The organism is Thermaurantiacus tibetensis (assembly GCF_015354055.1).
Lineage (GTDB): Bacteria > Pseudomonadota > Alphaproteobacteria > Sphingomonadales > Sphingomonadaceae > Thermaurantiacus > Thermaurantiacus tibetensis.
Map to the genome: position 1 here is coordinate 583,205 of NZ_JACHTM010000001.1, position 18,842 is coordinate 602,046.

Annotated in this window: 24 protein-coding genes; 18 read left to right on the forward strand and 6 right to left on the reverse strand. The window is 72.4% G+C overall.

Going from position 1 to position 18,842, the window contains the following annotated elements:
• Positions 1-123 precede the first annotated feature (123 nt).
• The 3 genes from nusB to H3H34_RS02935 all read left to right on the forward strand — a co-directional run bounded on the left by nusB (position 124) and on the right by H3H34_RS02935 (position 3,881).
• Positions 124-657, forward strand: coding sequence for a transcription antitermination factor NusB (nusB, locus tag H3H34_RS02925; protein ID WP_194743734.1), 534 nt, complete (start codon positions 124-126; stop codon positions 655-657).
• A gap of 6 nt (positions 658-663) precedes the next feature.
• Positions 664-1,617, forward strand: a complete 954-nt coding sequence (gene thiL / locus H3H34_RS02930; RefSeq protein WP_328831066.1) for a thiamine-phosphate kinase — start codon at positions 664-666, stop codon at positions 1,615-1,617.
• A 167-nt stretch (positions 1,618-1,784) separates the two neighbouring features.
• The gene (locus tag H3H34_RS02935) at positions 1,785-3,881 is read left to right on the forward strand and encodes a sodium-translocating pyrophosphatase (protein ID WP_194743735.1); all 2,097 of its coding nucleotides are present in this window, start codon (positions 1,785-1,787) and stop codon (positions 3,879-3,881) included.
• Positions 3,882-3,926: 45 nt separating this feature from the next.
• Here H3H34_RS02935 and H3H34_RS02940 read toward each other — a convergent pair whose 3' ends face one another.
• Positions 3,927-4,376, reverse strand: coding sequence for an outer membrane protein assembly factor BamE (locus H3H34_RS02940; protein WP_194743736.1), 450 nt, complete (start codon positions 4,374-4,376; stop codon positions 3,927-3,929).
• Between the two features lie 80 nt (positions 4,377-4,456).
• On the opposite strand from H3H34_RS02940, the gene H3H34_RS02945 reads away from it, so the two are divergent.
• The 3 genes from H3H34_RS02945 to H3H34_RS02955 are packed head-to-tail and all read left to right on the forward strand — an operon-like array spanning position 4,457 to position 6,677.
• On the forward strand, positions 4,457-4,966 hold the full coding sequence (locus H3H34_RS02945; protein WP_194743737.1) for a ubiquinol-cytochrome C chaperone family protein: 510 nt from the start codon (positions 4,457-4,459) through the stop codon (positions 4,964-4,966).
• A complete protein-coding gene (locus H3H34_RS13945; RefSeq protein WP_194743738.1) occupies positions 4,963-5,490 on the forward strand; it encodes a YceD family protein in 528 nt (175 codons plus the stop codon). The genes H3H34_RS02945 and H3H34_RS13945 overlap by 4 nt, the downstream gene beginning before the upstream one ends.
• Positions 5,487-6,677 carry an aminotransferase gene (locus H3H34_RS02955; protein ID WP_328831069.1) on the forward strand — a complete coding sequence of 397 codons (1,191 nt, stop codon included), beginning with the start codon at positions 5,487-5,489 and terminating at the stop codon, positions 6,675-6,677. Before H3H34_RS13945 ends, H3H34_RS02955 begins: the two co-directional genes overlap by 4 nt.
• Before the next feature lie 46 nt (positions 6,678-6,723).
• On the opposite strand, the gene H3H34_RS02960 is transcribed toward H3H34_RS02955, so the two are convergent.
• Positions 6,724-6,888, reverse strand: a complete 165-nt coding sequence (locus H3H34_RS02960) for a succinate dehydrogenase assembly factor 4 (RefSeq protein ID WP_194743739.1) — start codon at positions 6,886-6,888, stop codon at positions 6,724-6,726.
• 63 nt (positions 6,889-6,951) lie between these two features.
• Between H3H34_RS02960 and H3H34_RS02965 the strand changes: the two genes are divergently transcribed.
• The 4 genes from H3H34_RS02965 (at position 6,952) to H3H34_RS02980 (ending at position 11,019) form a co-directional block, all read left to right on the forward strand.
• Positions 6,952-7,779, forward strand: coding sequence for an SDR family NAD(P)-dependent oxidoreductase (locus H3H34_RS02965; protein ID WP_194743740.1), 828 nt, complete (start codon positions 6,952-6,954; stop codon positions 7,777-7,779).
• A gap of 31 nt (positions 7,780-7,810) precedes the next feature.
• Complete coding sequence (locus tag H3H34_RS02970) at positions 7,811-8,719, forward strand: M48 family metalloprotease (RefSeq protein WP_194743741.1); 909 nt, start codon at positions 7,811-7,813, stop codon at positions 8,717-8,719.
• Positions 8,720-8,791: 72 nt separating this feature from the next.
• On the forward strand, positions 8,792-9,976 hold the full coding sequence (locus H3H34_RS02975; protein ID WP_235945250.1) for an RsmB/NOP family class I SAM-dependent RNA methyltransferase: 1,185 nt from the start codon (positions 8,792-8,794) through the stop codon (positions 9,974-9,976).
• On the forward strand, positions 9,973-11,019 hold the full coding sequence (locus H3H34_RS02980) for an esterase-like activity of phytase family protein (protein ID WP_194743743.1): 1,047 nt from the start codon (positions 9,973-9,975) through the stop codon (positions 11,017-11,019). Before H3H34_RS02975 ends, H3H34_RS02980 begins: the two co-directional genes overlap by 4 nt.
• Here the strand turns inward: H3H34_RS02980 and rpmB are convergent.
• A complete protein-coding gene (gene rpmB / locus H3H34_RS02985) occupies positions 11,016-11,312 on the reverse strand; it encodes a 50S ribosomal protein L28 (RefSeq protein WP_194744088.1) in 297 nt (98 codons plus the stop codon). The genes H3H34_RS02980 and rpmB overlap by 4 nt on opposite strands.
• Before the next feature lie 157 nt (positions 11,313-11,469).
• Here rpmB and H3H34_RS02990 point away from each other — a divergent pair, with 157 nt between their 5' ends.
• Positions 11,470-11,772: a YciI family protein gene (locus tag H3H34_RS02990; protein ID WP_194743744.1), complete on the forward strand. Its 303-nt coding sequence runs from the start codon at positions 11,470-11,472 to the stop codon at positions 11,770-11,772.
• Here the strand turns inward: H3H34_RS02990 and H3H34_RS02995 are convergent.
• Together H3H34_RS02995 and ykgO are read right to left on the reverse strand one after the other, a co-directional pair.
• Positions 11,720-12,364, reverse strand: a complete 645-nt coding sequence (locus H3H34_RS02995; RefSeq protein WP_194743745.1) for an HAD family hydrolase — start codon at positions 12,362-12,364, stop codon at positions 11,720-11,722. The genes H3H34_RS02990 and H3H34_RS02995 overlap by 53 nt on opposite strands.
• A gap of 36 nt (positions 12,365-12,400) precedes the next feature.
• A complete protein-coding gene (ykgO, locus tag H3H34_RS03000) occupies positions 12,401-12,526 on the reverse strand; it encodes a type B 50S ribosomal protein L36 (protein ID WP_194743746.1) in 126 nt (41 codons plus the stop codon).
• 115 nt (positions 12,527-12,641) lie between these two features.
• On the opposite strand from ykgO, the gene H3H34_RS03005 reads away from it, so the two are divergent.
• The 7 genes from H3H34_RS03005 to H3H34_RS03035 all read left to right on the forward strand — a co-directional run bounded on the left by H3H34_RS03005 (position 12,642) and on the right by H3H34_RS03035 (position 17,711).
• On the forward strand, positions 12,642-13,208 hold the full coding sequence (locus H3H34_RS03005; RefSeq protein WP_194743747.1) for a DUF4136 domain-containing protein: 567 nt from the start codon (positions 12,642-12,644) through the stop codon (positions 13,206-13,208).
• Between the two features lie 24 nt (positions 13,209-13,232).
• Complete coding sequence (locus tag H3H34_RS03010; RefSeq protein WP_194743748.1) at positions 13,233-14,366, forward strand: M14 family metallopeptidase; 1,134 nt, start codon at positions 13,233-13,235, stop codon at positions 14,364-14,366.
• 26 nt (positions 14,367-14,392) lie between these two features.
• Positions 14,393-15,079 carry a 2,3-diphosphoglycerate-dependent phosphoglycerate mutase gene (gene gpmA, locus H3H34_RS03015; RefSeq protein ID WP_194743749.1) on the forward strand — a complete coding sequence of 229 codons (687 nt, stop codon included), beginning with the start codon at positions 14,393-14,395 and terminating at the stop codon, positions 15,077-15,079.
• A gap of 62 nt (positions 15,080-15,141) precedes the next feature.
• Positions 15,142-15,615 carry a 5-(carboxyamino)imidazole ribonucleotide mutase gene (gene purE / locus H3H34_RS03020; protein ID WP_194743750.1) on the forward strand — a complete coding sequence of 158 codons (474 nt, stop codon included), beginning with the start codon at positions 15,142-15,144 and terminating at the stop codon, positions 15,613-15,615.
• A complete protein-coding gene (locus H3H34_RS03025; protein ID WP_194743751.1) occupies positions 15,612-16,676 on the forward strand; it encodes a 5-(carboxyamino)imidazole ribonucleotide synthase in 1,065 nt (354 codons plus the stop codon). The genes purE and H3H34_RS03025 overlap by 4 nt, the downstream gene beginning before the upstream one ends.
• A gap of 56 nt (positions 16,677-16,732) precedes the next feature.
• A complete protein-coding gene (locus H3H34_RS03030) occupies positions 16,733-17,299 on the forward strand; it encodes a tetratricopeptide repeat protein (RefSeq protein WP_194743752.1) in 567 nt (188 codons plus the stop codon).
• A 67-nt stretch (positions 17,300-17,366) separates the two neighbouring features.
• Positions 17,367-17,711, forward strand: a complete 345-nt coding sequence (locus H3H34_RS03035; protein ID WP_194743753.1) for a SnoaL-like domain-containing protein — start codon at positions 17,367-17,369, stop codon at positions 17,709-17,711.
• A gap of 65 nt (positions 17,712-17,776) precedes the next feature.
• Here the strand turns inward: H3H34_RS03035 and H3H34_RS03040 are convergent, their stop codons facing one another.
• Entirely contained in the window at positions 17,777-18,841 is a 1,065-nt protein-coding gene (locus H3H34_RS03040) for a DUF2855 family protein (protein ID WP_194743754.1), read from the reverse strand.
• Position 18,842: the final 1 nt, after the last annotated feature.

An 18,842-nucleotide genomic window follows, 5' to 3' on the forward strand; every position in this document is an offset into this window, starting at 1 on the left:
CGGCGTGACCCGTCCTGCTCATGGCGGAGCCTTTCCGGCTGCGCAAGGGCTTGGGCCAGTGCTGGCGGCGCCGGGGCGCGGGCGGCTTGTGGCCTGCCGGCCCCCGCCCTATGGCCGCCAGCGATGACGCACGACGCTCCGCACGTGGCTACCGATGACGGAACCGGCGCCGGCAGGGGTGCAGCTCCGCTGCGCCAGCGCCGGGCTGCCGCACGGCTCCGCGCGGTCCAGGCGCTCTACCAGCGGGCCATGACCGGGGCTGCGGTCGAGGCGCTGCTGGCCGAGTTCCATGCCCATCGCCTCGAAGCCGGCGCCCATGACGAGGAGGAGGCCGCGCTTCCGCCGCCGGAGTCCAGCTTCTTCGACGACCTGGTCGCCGGAGTCGCCGCCCGCGAGGCCGAGCTCGACCGGCTGATTGCCGGATACCTCGCGGAAGGCTGGACGCTTGCCCGGCTCGACCCCCTCCTGCTTCAGCTGCTGCGGGCAGGCACCTACGAGCTGGTCGCGCGGCCCGACGTGCCGCTTGCCGCCGTGATCGCCGCCTATGTCGATGTGGCGCACGCCTTCTTTCCGCGTGAGCAGACGGGCTTCGTGAACGCGCTCCTCGACCGGGTGGGACATGCGGTGCGCGGCGGGTCGGCGCGCGGCGCCGTCTGAGCCGGCGTGACGGGCCGGGGCCTCGAGGACGGGCTCCTCGCAGCGCTGCGTGCCGCCGATGTGCCAGGGGCCGCCCGCGGCTTTGCCGACGATGCCGCCGTCCTCGCCTGGCCGCTCGGCCTCGACCTGGTGGCCACCCACGACATGATGGCCGAGGGCGTGCACTTCACCGCCGGCTGCCCGCCCGCCGACGTCGGCTGGAAGCTCGCGGCCGTGAACTTCTCCGACCTTGCCGCCATGGGCGCAAAGCCGGTCGCGGTGCTGCTGGGCGCCGGAGTGGGTGCCAGGCGCGACCCGGTCTGGGCTCTCGGGCTTCTCGCAGGCGTCCGCCAGGCGCTCGACCGGTTCGGCGGAGCACTCGTAGGGGGAGACACCATCCGCAGTGGCCCGGCGAGCGTGCTGGCGCTCTCCGCGCTCGGCTCGGTGCCGCAGGGTGGGGCGCTCGGCCGGGCGGGTGCAAGAGCCGGCGACGAACTCTGGGTCTCGGGCACCATCGGCGATGCGGGCCTCGGGCTCGAGGTCGCGCTCGGCCGACGCGCAGCCGATCCCTTCCTCCTCGGGCGCTACCGCCGCCCGACTCCGCGCGTGGCGCTCGGGCTCGGCCTTCGGGGGGTGGCGAGCGCCTGCATGGATGTCTCCGACGGCCTCATCCTCGACGCCGCGCGCCTCGCCCAGGCTTCGGGCGTTGCGCTCGAAATCCGGCTCGGCGCGCTCCCGCGCTCGGCACAGGCGGCAGCAGCGGGCGTTCCGCCCGAGCGGCTGGCGACGCTGGGCGACGACTACGAGCTGCTCTTCACCGCCCCGCCCCATGCCCGCAGCAGGGTCAAGGAAGCGGCGACGGCGGCGCGCACGCCCGTCACCCGGATCGGCGATGTCCGCGAAGGCGCGGGCCTCAGCCTCCGCGGCGCGGACGGCAGCGAGATGCCGGTTCCGGCAGGCGCGGGCTACGTCCACGCCTGACGGCGGGGGGCTTCCATGCCCCGGGCGGGCAGGTGGGAGGACTCGCGATGTACGGGCTCTGACCGTTGGCCCCAGCGCCCGCGGGGCTTGCACTCGCCAGACGCCTTTGCCAAAGGCCCGCGCCGTTCGCGCATTCATCCGCGCGCAAGCCATCAAGAGGGGTGCTCATGGACTATGTGCTGGTGGCCATCGCCTGCGGCCTCGCGGCTGTCGCCTATGGGATCGTGACGTCAGGGGCCGTTCTCAGGGCCTCGCCCGGCAACCAGCGCATGCAGGAAATCGCAGCGGCCATCCAGGAGGGGGCACAGGCCTATCTCGCCAAGCAGTATACGACGATTGCCCTCGTCGGCGTGGTCGTCGCCGCGCTCGTCTGGGCCTTCCTCGGCATGTGGCCCGCGCTCGCCTTCGTCGTGGGCGCGCTGCTCTCGGGCGTCACCGGTTTCATCGGCATGACCATCTCGGTCCGCGCCAACGTCCGCACCGCCGAGGCCGCGCGCCAGAGCCTGCAGTCCGGCCTGTCGCTCGCCTTCCGCGCTGGTGCCGTCACCGGGCTTCTCGTCGCCGGCCTGGCGCTCCTCGCCATTGCCGGCTTCTACTTCTTCCTGACTCGCGCCGGCTTCGCGCCCGACGGCGAGGACCGCGTCATCATCGACAGCCTCGTCGGCCTTGCCTTCGGCGCGTCGCTCATCTCGATCTTCGCGCGCCTTGGCGGCGGTATCTTCACCAAGGCGGCCGACGTTGGCGCCGACCTCGTCGGCAAGGTGGAGGCGGGCATCCCCGAGGATGACCCGCGCAACCCTGCCGTCATCGCCGACAACGTGGGCGACAACGTGGGCGACTGCGCCGGCATGGCCGCCGACCTCTTCGAGACCTACGTGGTCACGGTGGGGGCGACAATGGTGCTGACCGCCCTTCTCGTCGGCGGGGAACAGCTCCAGAGCCTCATGGCGCTGCCGCTCCTCGCCGGCGGCTTCTGCATCCTCGCCTCCATCATCGGTACCTTCTTCGTGCGCCTCGGCAGCTCGAACAGCATCATGGGGGCGCTCTACCGCGGCTTCATCGTGACCGCGCTGGTCTCGCTGCCCCTCCTCTACGTCGCGACCGCGCTCCTCTTCCCCGACATGCGGGCAACGCTCGGCGAGGCCGGCGGGGTCGCCTTCTCGGCGATGGACCTCTTTCTCTCGATGGTCGTCGGGCTGGTGGTGACGGGCGTGATCGTCTGGATCACCGAATATTACACGGGCACCGCCTACCGGCCGGTCCGCTCCATCGCGAAGGCCTCGGTCACTGGCCATGCCACCAACATCATCCAGGGCCTCGCCGTGGGGCTCGAGGCGACCGCGCTGCCCACCCTCGTCATCTGCATCGGCATCGCCGTTGCCTATGGGCTTGCCGGTCTCATCGGCATCGGCTTTGCCGCCACCGCGATGCTGGCGCTGGCCGGCATGGTGGTCGCGCTCGACGCCTACGGCCCCGTCACCGACAATGCCGGCGGCATCGCCGAGATGTCGGGGCTCGAGGGCGAGGTCAGGAACCGGACGGACGCGCTGGACGCGGTCGGCAACACCACCAAGGCGGTGACCAAGGGCTATGCCATCGGCTCGGCGGGCCTCGGTGCGCTGGTGCTGTTCGGCGCCTACACGACCGACCTCACCACCTTCTTCGGCGACGTCGACGTCGACTTCACGCTGGCCAACCCCTATGTCGTCATCGGGCTGCTGCTGGGTGCGCTCCTCCCCAACCTCTTCGGCGCGCTCGGCATGACCGCCGTCGGCCGCGCGGCGGGCTCGGTCGTCGAGGAAGTGCGGAGCCAGTTCCGCAACAACCCCGGCATCATGGAGGGGACGTCACGGCCCGACTATGGCCGCACCGTCGGCCTTGTCACGGGCGCTGCGATCCGCGAGATGATCCTGCCCTCGCTGCTGCCGGTCTTGGCCCCCATCCTGGTCTACTTCGTCGTCGCCGCCGTTGCAGGCCAGGCCAATGCCTTCGCTGCCGTCGGCGCGCTTCTCCTTGGCGTGATCGTGGGCGGGCTCTTCGTTGCCATCTCGATGACGTCGGGCGGCGGCGCGTGGGACAATGCGAAGAAGTTCATCGAGGACGGCAACCACGGCGGCAAGGGCTCCGACGCGCACAAGGCCGCCGTCACCGGGGACACCGTGGGAGACCCTTACAAGGACACCGCCGGTCCGGCGGTCAACCCGATGATCAAGATCACCAATATCGTGGCGCTGCTGCTGCTCGCCGCACTCGCCGCCCACTGACCGGAGCCCCGGCCCCGGCGCCACGAGGCGCGCCGGGGCTGCCCCCTACTGCGGGGGGCCGCTCGGCACGCCGCCGAAGCTGCCGATGTTGCCGAAGATGTCCTCGATGAGGGTGCGGTCGCGGCCCAGCGTCGGGGTCTTGTTGGCGTTGGGGCGGATGTCGGCCACCTTCTCGAGGCCCCGCCGCTCGACCGAGGCCACGGTCCCACGTTCGTCGAACCGGACGACGAGGATGCTCTGCGCCGTCGGCCTGGGCCGCAGGAAGGCCCGCTGGCCGGTGTTCCGCGAGATATAGTACCAGACGTCGTCGCCCCACTGGGTCACCGTGGTGGGGCGGCCCAGGGCCTTGGCGACCGAGGCCCGGTTGTCCACGCCCGGCTGCACCGCGGCGAAAAGCTCCTCGTCCACGATGTAGCCCTGGGTGTTCGCAATCCGGCTGCATCCGGCGGTGGCAAGCGCGAACGTCGCGAGGCCGAGTGCAATCCAGCGGGGCATGGGCGGGACTCCGTCGTGCCTTCCGCTTGCGGGCGGAAGGGTCGGGCGCCATATGCGGCGGCGGACGGACCGAGGCAAGGATGTCGCTTCTCTCCCGCCTCCTGAGACCAAGCGAGCCGCCGCTTGCCGCGCTGTGGCGGCGGGTGACCGCACTTGCCCGCACCCCCGAGCTCTACGCCCGCCACGGCGTGCCCGACACGGTCGACGGCCGGTTCGACATGGTGGCCCTCGTCGCCTCGCTCGTGATGCTCCGCTTCGAGGAGCTGGGCGCGCGGCAGGAAGGCGTGTGGCTGACCGAGCGCTTCGTCGACGACATGGACGCCTCGGTCCGCGAACTCGGCATCGGCGACCTGGTGGTGGGAAAGCACGTGGGCAACATGATCGGCGCGCTCGGCGGCCGGCTTGGCGCCTACCGCCAGGCGCTGGCGGCAGACCAGCCGCGCGAGGCGCTGGCCGCAGCGCTTGCGCGCAACCTGTTCCGCGGCACCGGCACCGGGGACCCCGAGGCCGTGGCGGACTGGGCGCTCGCGCTCGTCGCCCGGCTGCGGGGTCTGCCGCTTTCCGACCTGGTGGCGGCCCGCGGCCTGTGAGCGCGCCCGAATTCTCCCACCGGGTTGCCGTCGAGAAGGTGGCGCGTACCGGCACGCCCCTGCTCCTCGTGGCCGGGGAGGATGCGCGGGCGCGGCTCGCTGCGCGATTCGGGCTTCTCTCGCTCGAGAGCCTCTCCGCCGACCTCCTCCTCACCCGCGACGCGCGCGGGGTGGCCCTCTCCGGAATGCTTGCCGCCGAGGCGGTGCAGAGCTGCGTCGTCTCGCTCGAGCCCGTTCCGGTGCGCGTCGAGGAGCGGCTGGCCCTGCGCTTCGAGGTGCCCGCACCGACCGAGCCGGACGCCGAGGTCGAGCTCTCGGCCGAGGCGCTCGATGTGCTGCCGATCGAGGGCGGGGAGATCGATGTGGGCGAGGCGGTGGCGCAGTCGCTGGGACTTGCGCTCGATCCCTACCCGCGCGCTGCGCCCGAGGTGCTTGCCGAGGCGCGGCGCCGGCTCATGAGCGAGGAGGAGGCGGCGGCCATGGCGCGCGCAGCGGGGCCCTTCGCGCGGCTTGCCAAGGGGTGACGGCCGGCGGGCCGGTCCCGCCCGGGACCACCATCTTCGAGGAGATGTCGGCGCTCGCCGCCCGCCACGGCGCGATCAACCTCGGCCAGGGCTTCCCGGACGCCGCCGGGCCGGACTCGGTGCGGCAGGCAGCCGCGCGCTTCGTGGCAGACGGGCCGCACCACTACCCGCGGATGCGGGGCGTGCCCGAGCTCCGGCAGGCGCTCGCGCGCTTCTACGCGGAAACCCAGGGCCTCGCCTTCGACCCCGAGACCGAGATCGTGGTCACAAGCGGGGCAACCGAGGCGCTGGCGGCCGCCATCCTCGCCCTGGTTGCGCCCGGTGACGAGGTGATCCTGCTGGCGCCGGCCTATGATGCCTATGCGCCGCTGGTGCGCCGGGCGGGCGGCCGGCCAGTCGAGGTGCAGCTCGCGCCGCCGGGCTGGACGGTCACGGCCGAGGCCCTGCGCCGTGCCGTCTCGGGGGCAACCCGCGCGCTCGTCCTCAACGATCCCGTCAACCCCACCGGGCGCCGCCTCGGGGCTGCGGAGCGCGAAGCCATCGCGGCCGTCGCCCGCGCGCACGACCTTCTCGTCATCGCCGACGAGGTTTGGGAGGAGGTGCGGCCGGTCGGCTCCGCCCATGTCTCGGTCGCCAGTCTTCCCGGCATGCGCGCGCGGACCGTCAAGATCGGCTCGGCCGGCAAGATCTTCCAGCTGACGGGCTGGAAGGTGGGCTGGATGCTCGCCGACGCGCCGCTCGCCGACCGGCTTGCCGCCACCCACCAGTATCTCACCTTCACGACTCCTCCGGCGCTCCAGCTTGCCGTCGCCGAGGGGCTCGTGCGCGAGCGGGCGTGGCTCGAGGCGATGCGGCGCGAGACGGCAGACGGCCGGGCGCGGCTCGCGGAAGGTCTTGCTGCGGCGGGCTGGGCCGTGCTGCCGTCGGACGCCACATGGTTCCTCTGCGTCGACCTCCGGGCCTCCGGGATTGCGCTCGACGACCGCGCGGCCGCCCGCCTGCTCGTCGAGGCGCATGGGGTGGCGAGCGTGCCGGTCTCCGCCTTCTTCACTGGCCCGGAGCCGCCGGGCCATGTGCTGCGCTTCTGTCATGCCAAGGCGCCGGCCACCATCGACGCGGCCCTCGCGCGCCTTGCCCGGGCGCGGTCCACGCTTGCCCGGGAGTCGGAGCGGCCCAAGTCGGGATAAAGACCGGCGCGGGGCGCGGCCCCGCTTGCCGGAGAGCCGGTCTGGCTCAGAAGTCGGTGCAGATGCCGCCGACCTCCCAGTCCCCGTAGCGGGTGGGCTCAGGCCCGCCGCGGCCGCCCACTTCCGGCACGGGCGCCTGCCCGCCGGCCGGGGTGTCCGGCGCAGGCCCGCCCTCCGGCTCTGGCTTCGGTGCCGGGTTGCATTCGGTCATGCGCCCCACCTAGGAAGCATGGGCAAGAGGCGCAAGCGGCGCTCCGGGGAGGCGCGAGGGGGAATGGCGGATCTCGACGGCAGGGTGATCGCGGTCACCGGCGCGGCAAGCGGCATCGGCCGCGCGCTTGCGCTTGCGCTCGCCCGGCGCGGCGCGCGGCTCGCGCTCGCCGACCGGGACGCGGAGGGCCTCGCCGAGACGGCGCGGCTGCTCGGCAACTTCCCCGCCATCACCCGCGCCTTCGACGTGACCGACCACGCGGCGCTCGCCGCCTTCGTCGAGGCGGCAGCGGCCGAGTGGAACGGGCTCGACGGCATCATCAACAATGCGGGGCTTTCGGTGGTGGCACCCTTCGCGGACTGCCCGCGGGAGGACTTCGACCGGGTGATGGCCGTCAACTTCACGGCCGTGGTGGAAGGCACGCGGCTCGCGCTCCCCCACCTGCGGGCCCGGGGCAGCGGCTGGATCGTCAACATCTCCTCCGTCTTCGGCATGATGGGCTACCCCACCCAGAGCGCCTACAACGCGTCCAAGTTCGCGGTGCGCGGCTTTACCGAGGCGCTCGCCCTCGAGCTCGCAGTGACCGACCCGGGCATCGCCGTCATCCGCGTGCACCCCGGCGGGGTGAAGACCCGGGTGGCGCGCAACGCCAAGCAGATCGCCCGCCTTCCCGGAACGCCGGCGGACCTCGACGCGGCGGCCGAGTTCGAGAAGGCTGCCCGCACCACGCCCGAGGCAGCGGCCGAAGCCATCGTCCGCGGGATGGAAGAGCGGCGCCACCGGATCCTCATCGGCCCTGACGCGCGGTTCATCGACTGGATGGTCCGGCTCTTTCCCGAGACGCACTTCCGCCGCATCGGCCTGTTCCTGGGCGGAGGGCAACGCCGTTGAAATCCGGCTCCTGCGGCCTACCTTCGGGGCCATGAACCGCACCCGCACCTTCATGCTGATGGCAGCGCTCGTTGCGCTCTTCATGGGCCTCGGCTTCCTCGTCGGCGGCCGGAGCGGCGCGCTCGTTGCGCTCGTGATCGCGGCCGCCATGAACGCGTTTGCCTACTGGAACGCCGACAAGCTCGTGCTGCGCATGCACGGTGCGCGCGAAGTGGGTCCTGACCACCCGCTCCACCGCATGGTGGCTGCGCTGGCCCGTAACGCCGGGATGCCGGTGCCGAAGGTCTATCTCGTCGATCAGGCGCAGCCCAACGCCTTCGCCACGGGGCGCAACCCCGAGAATGCCGCGGTGGCTGCGACCACCGGCCTTCTCCAGATGCTCGACCGGGACGAGATCGAGGCGGTGATGGCGCACGAGCTCGGCCACATCCGCAACCGCGACACGCTCATCATGACGGTGACGGCGACGATTGCGGGGGCCATCTCGATGCTGGGCAACATGGCGCTCTTCTCCGGCAACGACCAGAACCGGAACCCCATCGTGGCCATCGCCGCGCTTGTGCTGGCGCCGATTGCCGCAGCGCTGGTGCAGATGGCAATCAGCCGCACGCGCGAATATGGCGCGGATGCCGCAGCCGCCGAGATCTCTGGCAAGCCGTTGAAGCTCGCGAGCGCCCTGGCCAAGCTCTCGCAGGCGGCCGCGCGCATCCCCAACCCGGTGGCGGCCCGCAACCCGGCGACCGCGCACCTCTACATCGTGAAGCCCGGCATCGGCGGGGTGGCGGACAGCCTGTTCTCGACCCACCCGGCGCCCGAGAACCGGATCGCCGCGCTCGAGGCCATGGCGAACGCGGGCGGTTCGGGCCTGGGCGCGCAGGCAGAGCCTTGGCCGCGCCGCCGGCCGCCGAGCGCGCTCGGCATTCCCCGCTCGGGCTCCTGAGGGCGCTTGGCGCCGAGCGAGCCGGCCCGGGCCGGCGCGGCGAGACCCGATGCACGCCTTGCCACGCCCGGCTTGGCCCCCCGCGCCGTTGCCGTCCATCTCCTGCATGAGGTGCTGACGCTCGGCCGCAGCCTCGATGACGCGTTCCCGCGGCGGGCGGAGGGGCTTGAAGCCTCCGATCGGGCGCTGGCGCACGCCCTCGTTTCCCAGGCGCTGCGCTGGCGGGTCGATCTCGACCGGCTGATCGACTCCGCCTCGCCACGCCCGCTCCCGGGCGATGCCCGCGCACGCCAGGTGCTGCGGGTGGCGCTTGCCGGCCGCCTGTGCCTCGGCACGCCGATGCACGCCACGGTGGCCACTGCGCTGCCGCTCCTCGAGCGCGGGCCGCGCCGGCTCGTCCATGCCGTGCTTGCCCGGCTGGACCGGGAGCGGGCAGCGCTGCCCGCCCTGCCGAAACTGCCCGAACCCTGGGCGTCCCGTTGGCAGTCCGTGTTCGGGGCCGAGACGGTCGAGGCCTTCCGTGCCGCCCTCGGCGAGATTCCGCCGCTCGATCTGTCGCTGCGCGACCCGGCAGAGACGGCAGAAGTCTGCGAGCGGCTCGGAGGCGCGTCGGCCGAGCCCGGGCACGTGCGGCTTGCCGGCTCGCACCGGGTCGAGTTGCTCCCGGGCTTTGGGGAGGGCCGTTTCTGGGTGCAGGATCTCGCCTCGCGGCAGGTCGCGGCCCGGCTCGGGCCGGTGAAGGGCGAACGGGTGCTCGACCTCTGCGCGGCACCGGGCGGGAAGACGCTTCAGCTGGCGGCGGCGGGCGCAGCGGTCACCGCGGTCGACCGCTCCGCGCCGCGCATGGAGCGGCTTGCCGGCCACCTCGCCCGCACCGGCCTTGCCGCTGCGACGGTGGTGGCCGACCTGCTCGACTGGGAACCGGAGGCCCCGTTTGCGCGCATCCTCCTCGATGCGCCCTGCTCGGCAACCGGCACCTTCCGCCGCAACCCGGAGGTGCTGGCGCGCCGCCACCCGCGCGACCTTCCGGCGCTGGCCGAGCTGCAGCGCCGCCTCCTTGCCCGCGCATGCGGCTGGCTCGCGCCCGGCGGGCGACTCGTCTATGCGGTCTGCTCGCTCGAGCCGGAGGAAGGGGAAGAGGTGGTCGCCATCGCGCCCGAACTCGGCGTGGAGATCGAGCGGGTCGAGCGGCTGCTCCCCGGCTCCGGCCCCGGCGACGGCTTCTTCGTGGCGACGCTTTCAAGACCGCTCGGGTGACGTTCGGCCTGAAGCTTCTTGCGGCGGCAGCGAGTCTTGCCGCGTTCGCCGCAGGCGCGGCCTATGCCACCTATCTCGTCGGTCCGCCGATCGGCCCCGGTGCGCTGCGCCCGCTTGCCATTGCGTCCGCGCCAGTCCTGCTCGACGCGGCCGAACCGGCCCGGGACCGGGTGGGCCGGCTGCGCTTCCTGGGCGGCCTTGCGCTCAGCGCGCCCGACAAGGGCTTCGGCGGCCTCTCGAGCCTGCTCTGGGAGCCAGCGTGCGGCCGCCTGCTGGCCGTGACCGATGCTGCAAGCTGGGTCATCCTCGTGCCCGAGGAGGCGGGCGACAGGCTGGTGGGCGTGCGTCAGGGCTGGATCGCGCCCATCCGCGACGCATACGGCCGGCGGGCGGACCGCAAGTATCATGCCGACGCCGAGGCGGTCATGCGCGATCCGGCGACAGGCGAGACCATGGTCTGGTTCGAGCTCGACCACCGCGCCCAGCGCTACCGGGGCGTGTCGGCCTGCGCACCCGAAAGCCTCGAGACGCCCGCCCATGGCGTCGACCGGCCGGAGGGCATCCGGCGCTGGACCTCGAACAAGGGGGTTGAGGCCGCGGCGCCCGACGGGAATGGCATCCTGCTCCTCGCCGAAGGCACGCCGGCGGAAGAGGGGGCCAAGGGGGAGATGGCGGCGCTCCGGCTGCGGGGCGGGGCGGCAGCCCCGCTGCGCTATCCGGCGCCGGAAGGGCTGCTTGCCACCGCCAGTGCCGAGCTTGCGCCGGGCAAGCACCTCGTGCTGCAGCGCCGCCCGCCCTGGCCGCGCGGGCTGCTCGTGACCGTGAGCCTGCTCACCGATGCCGGCGACGGCAGCCTTGCGCGCACCGAGATTGCCCGCTTCGCGCCGCCGCTCCTGGTTGAGAACTTCGAGGGGCTTGCCCTCCGGAACGAAGGCGGCCGGACCTTCCTCTACCTCGTGTCGGACGACAATTTCCTGCCCGCGCAGCGGACGCTTTTTCTCAAGTTCGAGCTGCTGCCCGCCGAGGAGGCGGGGCCGGGCTAGGCGTTCGCGCGCTCGGCCGCCTTCTTCTGCAGCTCGCGCTTCAGCCGGCGGGCCTTGAGCGAGAGGTCGGAATCGCGGGTCTTGAGCAGCCAGGCATCGAGCCCGCCGACATGCTCCACCGAGCGCAGCCCGTTCATCGACACGCGGAAGCGGATGCGCCGACCGAGCGTCTCCGACATCAGGCTGACGTTCTGGAGGTTCGGCAGGAACGTGCGCTTGGTCTTGTTGTTGGCGTGGCTGACGTTGTGGCCGATCTGGCGGCCCTTGCCGGTCAGTTCGCAGATGCGCGACATGTTCGATCCTCGAAACGGGTGGGCCGGCGCGGCGCTGGCCGCCCGGGCGAGCACGCGCCGGTAGCGGTGCGCCGGGGGAAGGTCAAGCGGCCTTGCCCGTGATGGGCTCTGCATGCCGCTGCTGGACCGGCCCTCCGCGCCAGTCTAGGGTCGCTTCGTGCCGACCTACGCGATTCACTGCATCGACAAGCCCATGCAGCAGGCGCTGCGGGCCAAGACCCGGCCGGAGCACCTTGCCTACGTGAAGGCGAAGCTCTCGCAGGTGGTGGTCGCGGGCCCGCTGCTCGACGAGGCGGGCGAGCCCATCGGCTCGATGCTCCTCATGGAGTTTCCGGACTATCGCTCGGCGGTGGCCTTCGCCGCCGAGGACCCTTACGCCAAGGCCGGGCTGTTCCAGAGCGTTGCCGTCACCGCGTGGCGGCAGGTGCTCCCTCCTCTGCCAGAAGACCGAGACGGCTGAGGTCGGCGGCCAGGCGTTCGGCGCTCTCGAAGCGGTGGCCGAGCCAGCCTGCGGCTTCTGCCGCTGCCACGTTGGCCGGCTGGTCATCGACGAACAGGGCCTCGCCATCGCCAAGGCCGAAGCGCTTGCGGGCGAGCGCGAAGATGGCCGGGTCCGGCTTCATGAGCCGCTCCTCGCCCGAGACGATGATGTCGGTGAAGCGGTCGAAGACCGGTGCCGTCGGCCGGAACATGGCCCAGAATTCGGCCGCGAAGTTGGTAATGGCGAACAGCGGCACGCCCTGGTCGGCAAGGCGGGCAACCAGCTCCAGGCTGCCGGGCACGGGGCCCGGAATGGTCTCGAGCCAGCGCGGCCCGTAGGCGCGGATCAGGTCGGCCTCGTCGGGGAAGCGGGCGATGAGCTCGGCGCTGGTCTCGGCGAAGGGGCGGCCGGCGTCATGCTGGAAGTGCCAGGCGCGCGTGACGACGTTGGCGAGGAACCACTCGAGCCGGGCCGGATCTGGAATGAGCCTGGCGTAGAGGTGGCGGATGTCCCATTCGTAGAGGACGTGGCCGACGTCGAAGACGACAGCCCGCAGGCGGCCTCGCTCCATGGCCTGGTCCTCCGCGGCTCGACCAGGGGCGAAAAGTCAGCCCTGGCGGGCCTTGAAGCGCTTGTTCGTCTTGTTGATGACGTAGGTGCGGCCGCGCCGGCGGATGACGCGGTTGTCGCGGTGCCGCGCCTTCAGCGACTTGAGGCTGTTGCGAATCTTCATGAGCCTGGACCTTTGGATGCCGGCCGCGCCGGGAAGCGCGGCCCGTTAGCGGGCGGGGGGCGCCAAGTCAACGCCGGCGGGTGACGGGACCCTCCGAACCGGCTAGGGGCGGGCCATGATCCGGCTCGTCCCGCTCCTCCTCGCCCTCCTCGTCGCGGCCTGTGCCTCGAACCGCTTCGAGGCGAACGTCACCCGATTCCACCTCGGTGCGGCGCCGTCGGCGACGACGGTGGCGGTGAGGGCGCTCGACCCGGCCGAGGAGCAGACGCTTGCCTTCCGCGCGCAGGCGGATGCGGTGCTGAAGGAACTGGCTGCCGCGGGCTTCCGCCCGGCCCCGGCGGAGACGGCCGAGGTCCTCGCCTACGTGAAGGTGGAAAGCCAGGTGAGCGAGCGGCGTCGGCGCTCGCCGATCTCGGTCGGGATCGGCGGGGCAACCGGCGGCAACGTCTCGGTGGGAGGCGGGGTCAGCTTCCCCGTGGGCGGCGGCACCAGCCAGATACGGGACTCGGAAATGCAGCTGGTGCTGCGCCGGCGGGCCGATGGCCAGGTGCTCTGGGAGGGACGGGCCCGCGCGACCCAGTCGGGACCGGATGCCGGGTCTGCCGCGGCGCTTCTCGCCCGCGCGCTGCTCTCCGGCTACCCTGGCCAGTCGGGCCGGACGGTGCGCTGGGTGGCGAAGTAGGCGCGCTGCTGCTAGCCGCGCGCCATGCCGGCGACGATCTCGAGCGCGTTCGATTCGGGGAACATCCGCGTCATCCGGCAGGATGGCCCCGCCGCGTTCACCCTCGGCATCGCCCGTGATGCGGGGGGCGAGTTCTTCCAGTGGTTCCATTTCCGGCTGTCCGGCGCGCGGGGCGCGGAGGCCGTGCTCCGGATCACCGGTCTCAACCGTTCGGCCTATCCGCTGGGCTGGCCGGGCTACGCGGCCCGCGTTTCGGAAGACCGGGTGGCGTGGCGGGCGGCCGACACCCGGTTCGACCCCGAGGAGGAGGAGGGCACGCTCACCATCCGCGTGATCCCCGCCTCGGACCATCTCTGGGTGGCCTATTTCGCCCCCTATCCGCTCGAGCGTCAGCATGATCTCGTTTCCCGGATGGCCCTTGCGCCCGGGTTCCGTGCGCAGGTGCTGGGCACCAGCGTCGAGGGCCGACCCATCGACTGCCTCGAAGTCGGCGAGGGGCCGCGCCAGGTCTGGATCTACGCCCGCCAGCACCCCGGCGAGACCATGGCCGCCTGGTGGATGGAAGGTGCGCTCGACGCGCTTGCCGACCCTGTCTTCGCGCCCGGAGAGCGGCTCAGGGCTGCCGCGCGGCTCCACCTCGTGCCCAACATGAACCCCGACGGTGCGTTTCGCGGCTATCTGCGCACCAACGCGGCAGGGGCCAACCTCAACCGCGAATGGGCCGAGCCGACGGCCACGCGCTCGCCCGAGGTGCTCGCCGTCCGCAACGCCATGGATGCAACGGGCGTCGACTTCGCGCTCGACGTGCATGGAGATGAGGCGCTGCCGCACGTGTTCATCGCCGGGTTCGAGGGCGTGCCCGGCGTGACGGGCGCGCAGCTCGACGGCCTCGAACGCTTCAAGACCCTGCTCCTCGCCCACAGCCCGGACTTCCAGACCCGGGTGGGCTATCCGCCCTCGGCGCCGGGCAAGGCCAACCTTGCCATGTCGACGAACCAGCTCGCCGCCCGCTTCGGCTGCGTGGCCGCCACGCTCGAGATGCCCTTCAAGGACTGCGCCGACCGCCCGACGCCCGCGACGCAATGGTCGCCCGAGCGGTCGAAGGCGCTGGCACGTGCCTGTCTTGCCGCGCTCGCCGACCTGTTCGTCACTCCCTGATCCCGAAGGCAAGCCGGAGACCGCCCATGCCCACGCTCGTGCTGCTGCGCCACGGCCAGAGCGCCTGGAACCTCGAGAACCGCTTCACCGGCTGGTGGGACGTGGACCTGACCGGGCAGGGCGTGGCCGAAGCGCGTGCCGCGGGGCAGGCGATGCTTCGCGCAGGGCTCGACTTCGACCGCTGCTTCACCAGCGTCCAGACCCGCGCGATCAAGACGCTCCACCTCGCGCTCGAGGAAATGGGCCGGCTGTGGCTTCCGGTCCAGAAGCACTGGCGCCTCAACGAGCGCCACTATGGGGCGCTGACCGGGCTCGACAAGGCGGAGACCGCCGCGCGCCATGGCGAGGAGCAGGTACGGATCTGGCGCCGGTCCTACGCGGTGCCGCCGCCGCCGATGGAGCCGGGAAGCCCCTGGGATGTCTCGGCCGACCGGCGCTACGCCGGGGTCGCGGTGCCGCGGGCCGAGAGCCTCAAGGACACCATCGCCCGCACTCTGCCGTGGTTCGAGGAGGCGATTGCCCCTGCGCTCAGGAGCGGCGAGCGGGTGCTGGTGACGGCCCACGGCAATTCGCTGCGCGGGCTCGTCAAGCATCTCTCCCGCCTTTCCGACGAGGAGATCGTGGCGTTCGAGATCCCGACCGGAACCCCGATCGTCTACGAGCTCGACGAGACGCTTGCCGCCCGCGCGCGGCGGTTCCTCTCGCACGACTGAGCCTCCGGCCGCAGGGCGGCGCCTTCCCTTGCGCGCCGCTTGCCGCTAGGCCCCTCGGCTTCATGGCCGACGTGGGCGTCATCATGGGTTCGGTCTCCGACTGGGAGACCATGCGGCACGCCGCCGAAACGCTCGCGGCGCTCGAGGTGCCCCACGAGGTGCGCGTGGTCTCGGCCCACCGCACGCCGCGGCGGATGCTGGCCTATGCCGAGGGGGCGGCGGCGCGCGGGCTCAAGGTTCTGATTGCCGGGGCAGGGGGGGCGGCGCACCTCCCGGGCATGGTCGCAAGTCTCACCCGGCTTCCCGTGCTTGGCGTGCCGGTCCGCTCGGCAGCGCTCGGCGGAGTCGATTCGCTCCTCTCGATCGTCCAGATGCCGGGCGGGGTGCCGGTCGGCACGCTCGCGATCGGCGAGGCGGGTGCCCGGAACGCGGCGCTGCTTGCGGCCGCCATCCTCGCGCTTTCCGACCCCGCGCTCGCCGACAGGCTTGAGGCCTTCCGCGCTGCGCAGACGGCCGCGGTGCCCGAGCTGCCGTGATTCCGCCGGGGCGCACGATCGGCATCCTCGGCGGGGGCCAGCTCGGCCGGATGCTCGCCATCGCGGCAGCGCAGATGGGCTACCGCACCCACATCTTCGCCCCTGACGCGGAGCAGCCGGCCGCGGAGGTCGCGACCGAGGCGACGACCGCCTCTTACGCTGACGAGGCCGCACTCCGGCGCTTCGCGGGCGCCGTCGATGTCGTCACCTGCGAGTTCGAGAACGTCCCTGCGCAGGCGCTTGAACTGCTCGAGACGCTGGTTCCCGTCCGCCCTGGTGCGCGCGCCTTCGCGGTTGCCCAGGACCGGCTGCTGGAGAAGCGGTTCGTCGAGGGGCTCGGCGGTACGCCGGCCCGTTACGCGCCGGTCGACGACGAGGCGTCGCTGGCCGCCGCGCTCGCGCGGCTGGGGGTGCCGGCGATCCTCAAGACTCGCCGTCTGGGCTATGATGGCAAGGGGCAAGAGCGCATCGACTGTCCAGACGATGCGGAGCGCGCCTTGACCGCGCTGGGCAGGCGGGAGCTCGTCCTCGAGGAGGTGGTGCCCTTCCGCTCGGAGTTCTCGATCATCCTTGCCCGGGGCATCGACGGCGGCGAGGCGCACTATGTGCCGATCGCCAACCGCCACGAGGGCGGGATCCTGGCCGAAAGCCGGGCGCCGGCGCCCGACCTGTCCCCTGCACTCGTCGCCGAGGCGACCGGCCTCGTCGTCCGCGTCGCCGATGCGCTCGGCTACGTCGGCGTGCTCGCCTGCGAGTTCTTCGCCACGGATGGGGGTGCAGTCTTCAACGAGATGGCCCCAAGGGTGCACAACAGCGGCCACTGGACGATCGAGGGGGCGGAAACCTGCCAGTTCGAGCAGCACATCCGCGCGATTGCCGGCCTGCCGCTCGGCTCGCCGCGCATGCTCGCCTCCGTCGCCATCATGCACAACCTCCTGGGTGATGCGGCGAGCGACGCGCACCGGCACCTCTGCGACCCCCACGCCCACCTGCACCTCTACGGCAAGCGCGCGGCCCTCCCGGGGCGCAAGATGGGGCATGTGACCATCCTTCCCGCTTAATCGCGACGGGGTGCCGTGCTAGGTTCCGGACACGCGGAAGGAGAGTGGAGGCGGGAATGCGCGGGCATCTGGCAGGCGCGGTGCTGCTGGCAGCCACGGCGATTGCGGCGGAGGCGTCGGTCACCGTCATCGGCGGCGGCCTCGGCCGGGAATGCTATCTCGCCGCGGAGTTCCGGCGTGAGACGGGGATGAGCCTCGACGTCTGCACGCGGGCGTTGCAGCAGGAGACGCTGAGCCGCCGGGACCGGGCGGCCACCCTCGTCAACCGGGGCATCATCCACATGCAGGCGCGCGACATGGACCGCGCGCTCGCCGACTATGACGCGGCGCTCCGGATCGACCCGAAGCTCGCCGAGGCGCACGTCAACCGCGGGATCGCGCTCCTCTACCGCGGCGGGGCGGACCGCGAGGCCCTCGAGGCCCTCTCGACCGGCCTCTCGCTCAAGCCCGCGCGGCCAGAGGTTGCCTACTACACGCGCGCGATCGTCCACGAGATGCTGGGGAACATCCGCGCGGCCTACGAGGACTATCAGGCCGCGGCGGCTGCAAAGCCCGGCTGGGAGGAGCCGATCGAGCAGCTGAAGCGCTTTTCGGTGGAGCGGCGGCCGGTCGGCCGCGGCTGACTCCCTCATCGGCCTGGCGCGGAGGCCTGCTGCGCAACCCCCGCTGCACGGGAAGGGCGGGCTGGACGTGCTCGAGATCGCCGAGCACTTCACGGACCTCTGCGCCGAAGGGCGGCTCGAGGACGCTGCCGAGACCGACTGGGCCGGTGACATCGCGACCGACGAGGCAGCGCCCGGAGACGACGCCGAGACCCACGGGAAGGGAGGGAGGCGGGAAACGGCGCGCTGGTGGGCGGAGAACCACGAGGTTCACGACTCGGGGATCGACGGCCCGTTCGTGAACGGCAACCAGTTCATCCTCTCCCGGGAGATCGAGGTCACGCCCAGGGGCGGGGCGCGCATCGGGATGGAGGAGACCATCCTCCAGACCGTGCGCGACGGGAAGACCGTCGAGCAACGCGACTTCTGCTGACCCCGTAGGGCGGGCTCCCCGCGCTGCTCGCCCCGGGGAAGGCGGGGGGAGCGGGCGCGGGCGGGTCAGGGCTGCCAGACGGCGCCGACGGCCGGGTCGGCGCGTCCTTCGACCAGCAGGTCGAAGGCGGCGGCGAACCCGTCCGGCCCCTCGAACGTGCGGACTTCGAGCCACCGGCTGGCGTCGGCCAGGAAGGCCGCCATCCGCTCGGCAAGCGCCGCCTGGAAGCCGCCCGGGCCCATGCGGCCTGACATCTCCGCCATGACGGCGGGCGCGAAGAAGAGCGCCGGCTTCGGCCCGGGAAGGTCGGCGGCGGGCGGCGCCTGCCAGTGCGTGTCGCCGACGATGTGGCTGGCGGCAAGTCTTCGGAGATGGCGGTGGAGGCGCTGGACGATGGCGCCATTCCCGGCGAAGTCGACGAGCGTGGCCGGGAGATCGGCCGGAAGCTCGTCCAGGGCCTCGTAGGTGAGCACGGAGTCGTAGAGCCCGGTGCCCTCGACGAAGGCGCGGGCGCGGGGCGAGGTGAGGCCGATGACCTGATGCCCGCCGCGCTTGCGCAGGCACCAGGCGGTGCCGAGCGCGGTCTTGGACGAGGCGCTCGTGAAGATGAAGGTGTCTGGCCCGGCCTCGGCGCCGCCGGCCAGCGCTGCGTCGAGGGCAAAGGCGGTTCCGAACAGCGGCCGGAACAGCGCCGCCATCGGCTCGTCGGCGGGGGTTGGCGCCGCGGCCGCGGCCGGCACGTAGCCGTTGTAGACGGCGGCCATGGGCTGGCGGTGCGCGGCCATGTCGGTGAAGCCGCCGCCGTCGCGCGCCCTCGGCACCAGCCGAAGGTGCGAGGCCGAGGGCCAGTAGCCGTAGACGCGCGTGCCTTCCTCGACGCCCGGTGCGCGCGAGGCGACCACCGTTCCGAAGCCCCAGAGCGGCACGACGAGCCAGTCCGGCTCCGCGGCCGGGAAGAAGGCGCCGTAGAAAAGCGGCGGGCCGTGGTGGACGGCGTAGGTGACGTTGTTGGCGGTGACCGCCGCGAGGTCGACCCGGGCGATCGCCTCGCCCTCGGCCGGCTCCAGCCGTTCCTCCCGCACGCGGTGGCGGGTAAGGTCCGCCTTCGCCGTCTCGATCCGGTAGCCCATC

Coding starts and splice junctions, on each gene's coding strand:
- H3H34_RS02945 (WP_194743737.1), top strand. CDS start 4,457: ATGTCGCTTCTCTCCCGCCTCCTGAGACCAAGCGAGCCGCCGCTTGCC.
- H3H34_RS03040 (WP_194743754.1), bottom strand. CDS start 18,841: ATGGGCTACCGGATCGAGACGGCGAAGGCGGACCTTACCCGCCACCGC.
- nusB (WP_194743734.1), top strand. CDS start 124: ATGACGCACGACGCTCCGCACGTGGCTACCGATGACGGAACCGGCGCC.
- H3H34_RS02935 (WP_194743735.1), top strand. CDS start 1,785: ATGGACTATGTGCTGGTGGCCATCGCCTGCGGCCTCGCGGCTGTCGCC.
- H3H34_RS02995 (WP_194743745.1), bottom strand. CDS start 12,364: ATGGAGCGAGGCCGCCTGCGGGCTGTCGTCTTCGACGTCGGCCACGTC.
- H3H34_RS03030 (WP_194743752.1), top strand. CDS start 16,733: ATGCGCGGGCATCTGGCAGGCGCGGTGCTGCTGGCAGCCACGGCGATT.
- H3H34_RS03010 (WP_194743748.1), top strand. CDS start 13,233: ATGCCGGCGACGATCTCGAGCGCGTTCGATTCGGGGAACATCCGCGTC.
- H3H34_RS02960 (WP_194743739.1), bottom strand. CDS start 6,888: ATGACCGAATGCAACCCGGCACCGAAGCCAGAGCCGGAGGGCGGGCCT.
- H3H34_RS02940 (WP_194743736.1), bottom strand. CDS start 4,376: ATGCCCCGCTGGATTGCACTCGGCCTCGCGACGTTCGCGCTTGCCACC.
- H3H34_RS02965 (WP_194743740.1), top strand. CDS start 6,952: ATGGCGGATCTCGACGGCAGGGTGATCGCGGTCACCGGCGCGGCAAGC.
- gpmA (WP_194743749.1), top strand. CDS start 14,393: ATGCCCACGCTCGTGCTGCTGCGCCACGGCCAGAGCGCCTGGAACCTC.
- purE (WP_194743750.1), top strand. CDS start 15,142: ATGGCCGACGTGGGCGTCATCATGGGTTCGGTCTCCGACTGGGAGACC.
- ykgO (WP_194743746.1), bottom strand. CDS start 12,526: ATGAAGATTCGCAACAGCCTCAAGTCGCTGAAGGCGCGGCACCGCGAC.
- H3H34_RS03005 (WP_194743747.1), top strand. CDS start 12,642: ATGATCCGGCTCGTCCCGCTCCTCCTCGCCCTCCTCGTCGCGGCCTGT.
- H3H34_RS02970 (WP_194743741.1), top strand. CDS start 7,811: ATGAACCGCACCCGCACCTTCATGCTGATGGCAGCGCTCGTTGCGCTC.
- rpmB (WP_194744088.1), bottom strand. CDS start 11,312: ATGTCGCGCATCTGCGAACTGACCGGCAAGGGCCGCCAGATCGGCCAC.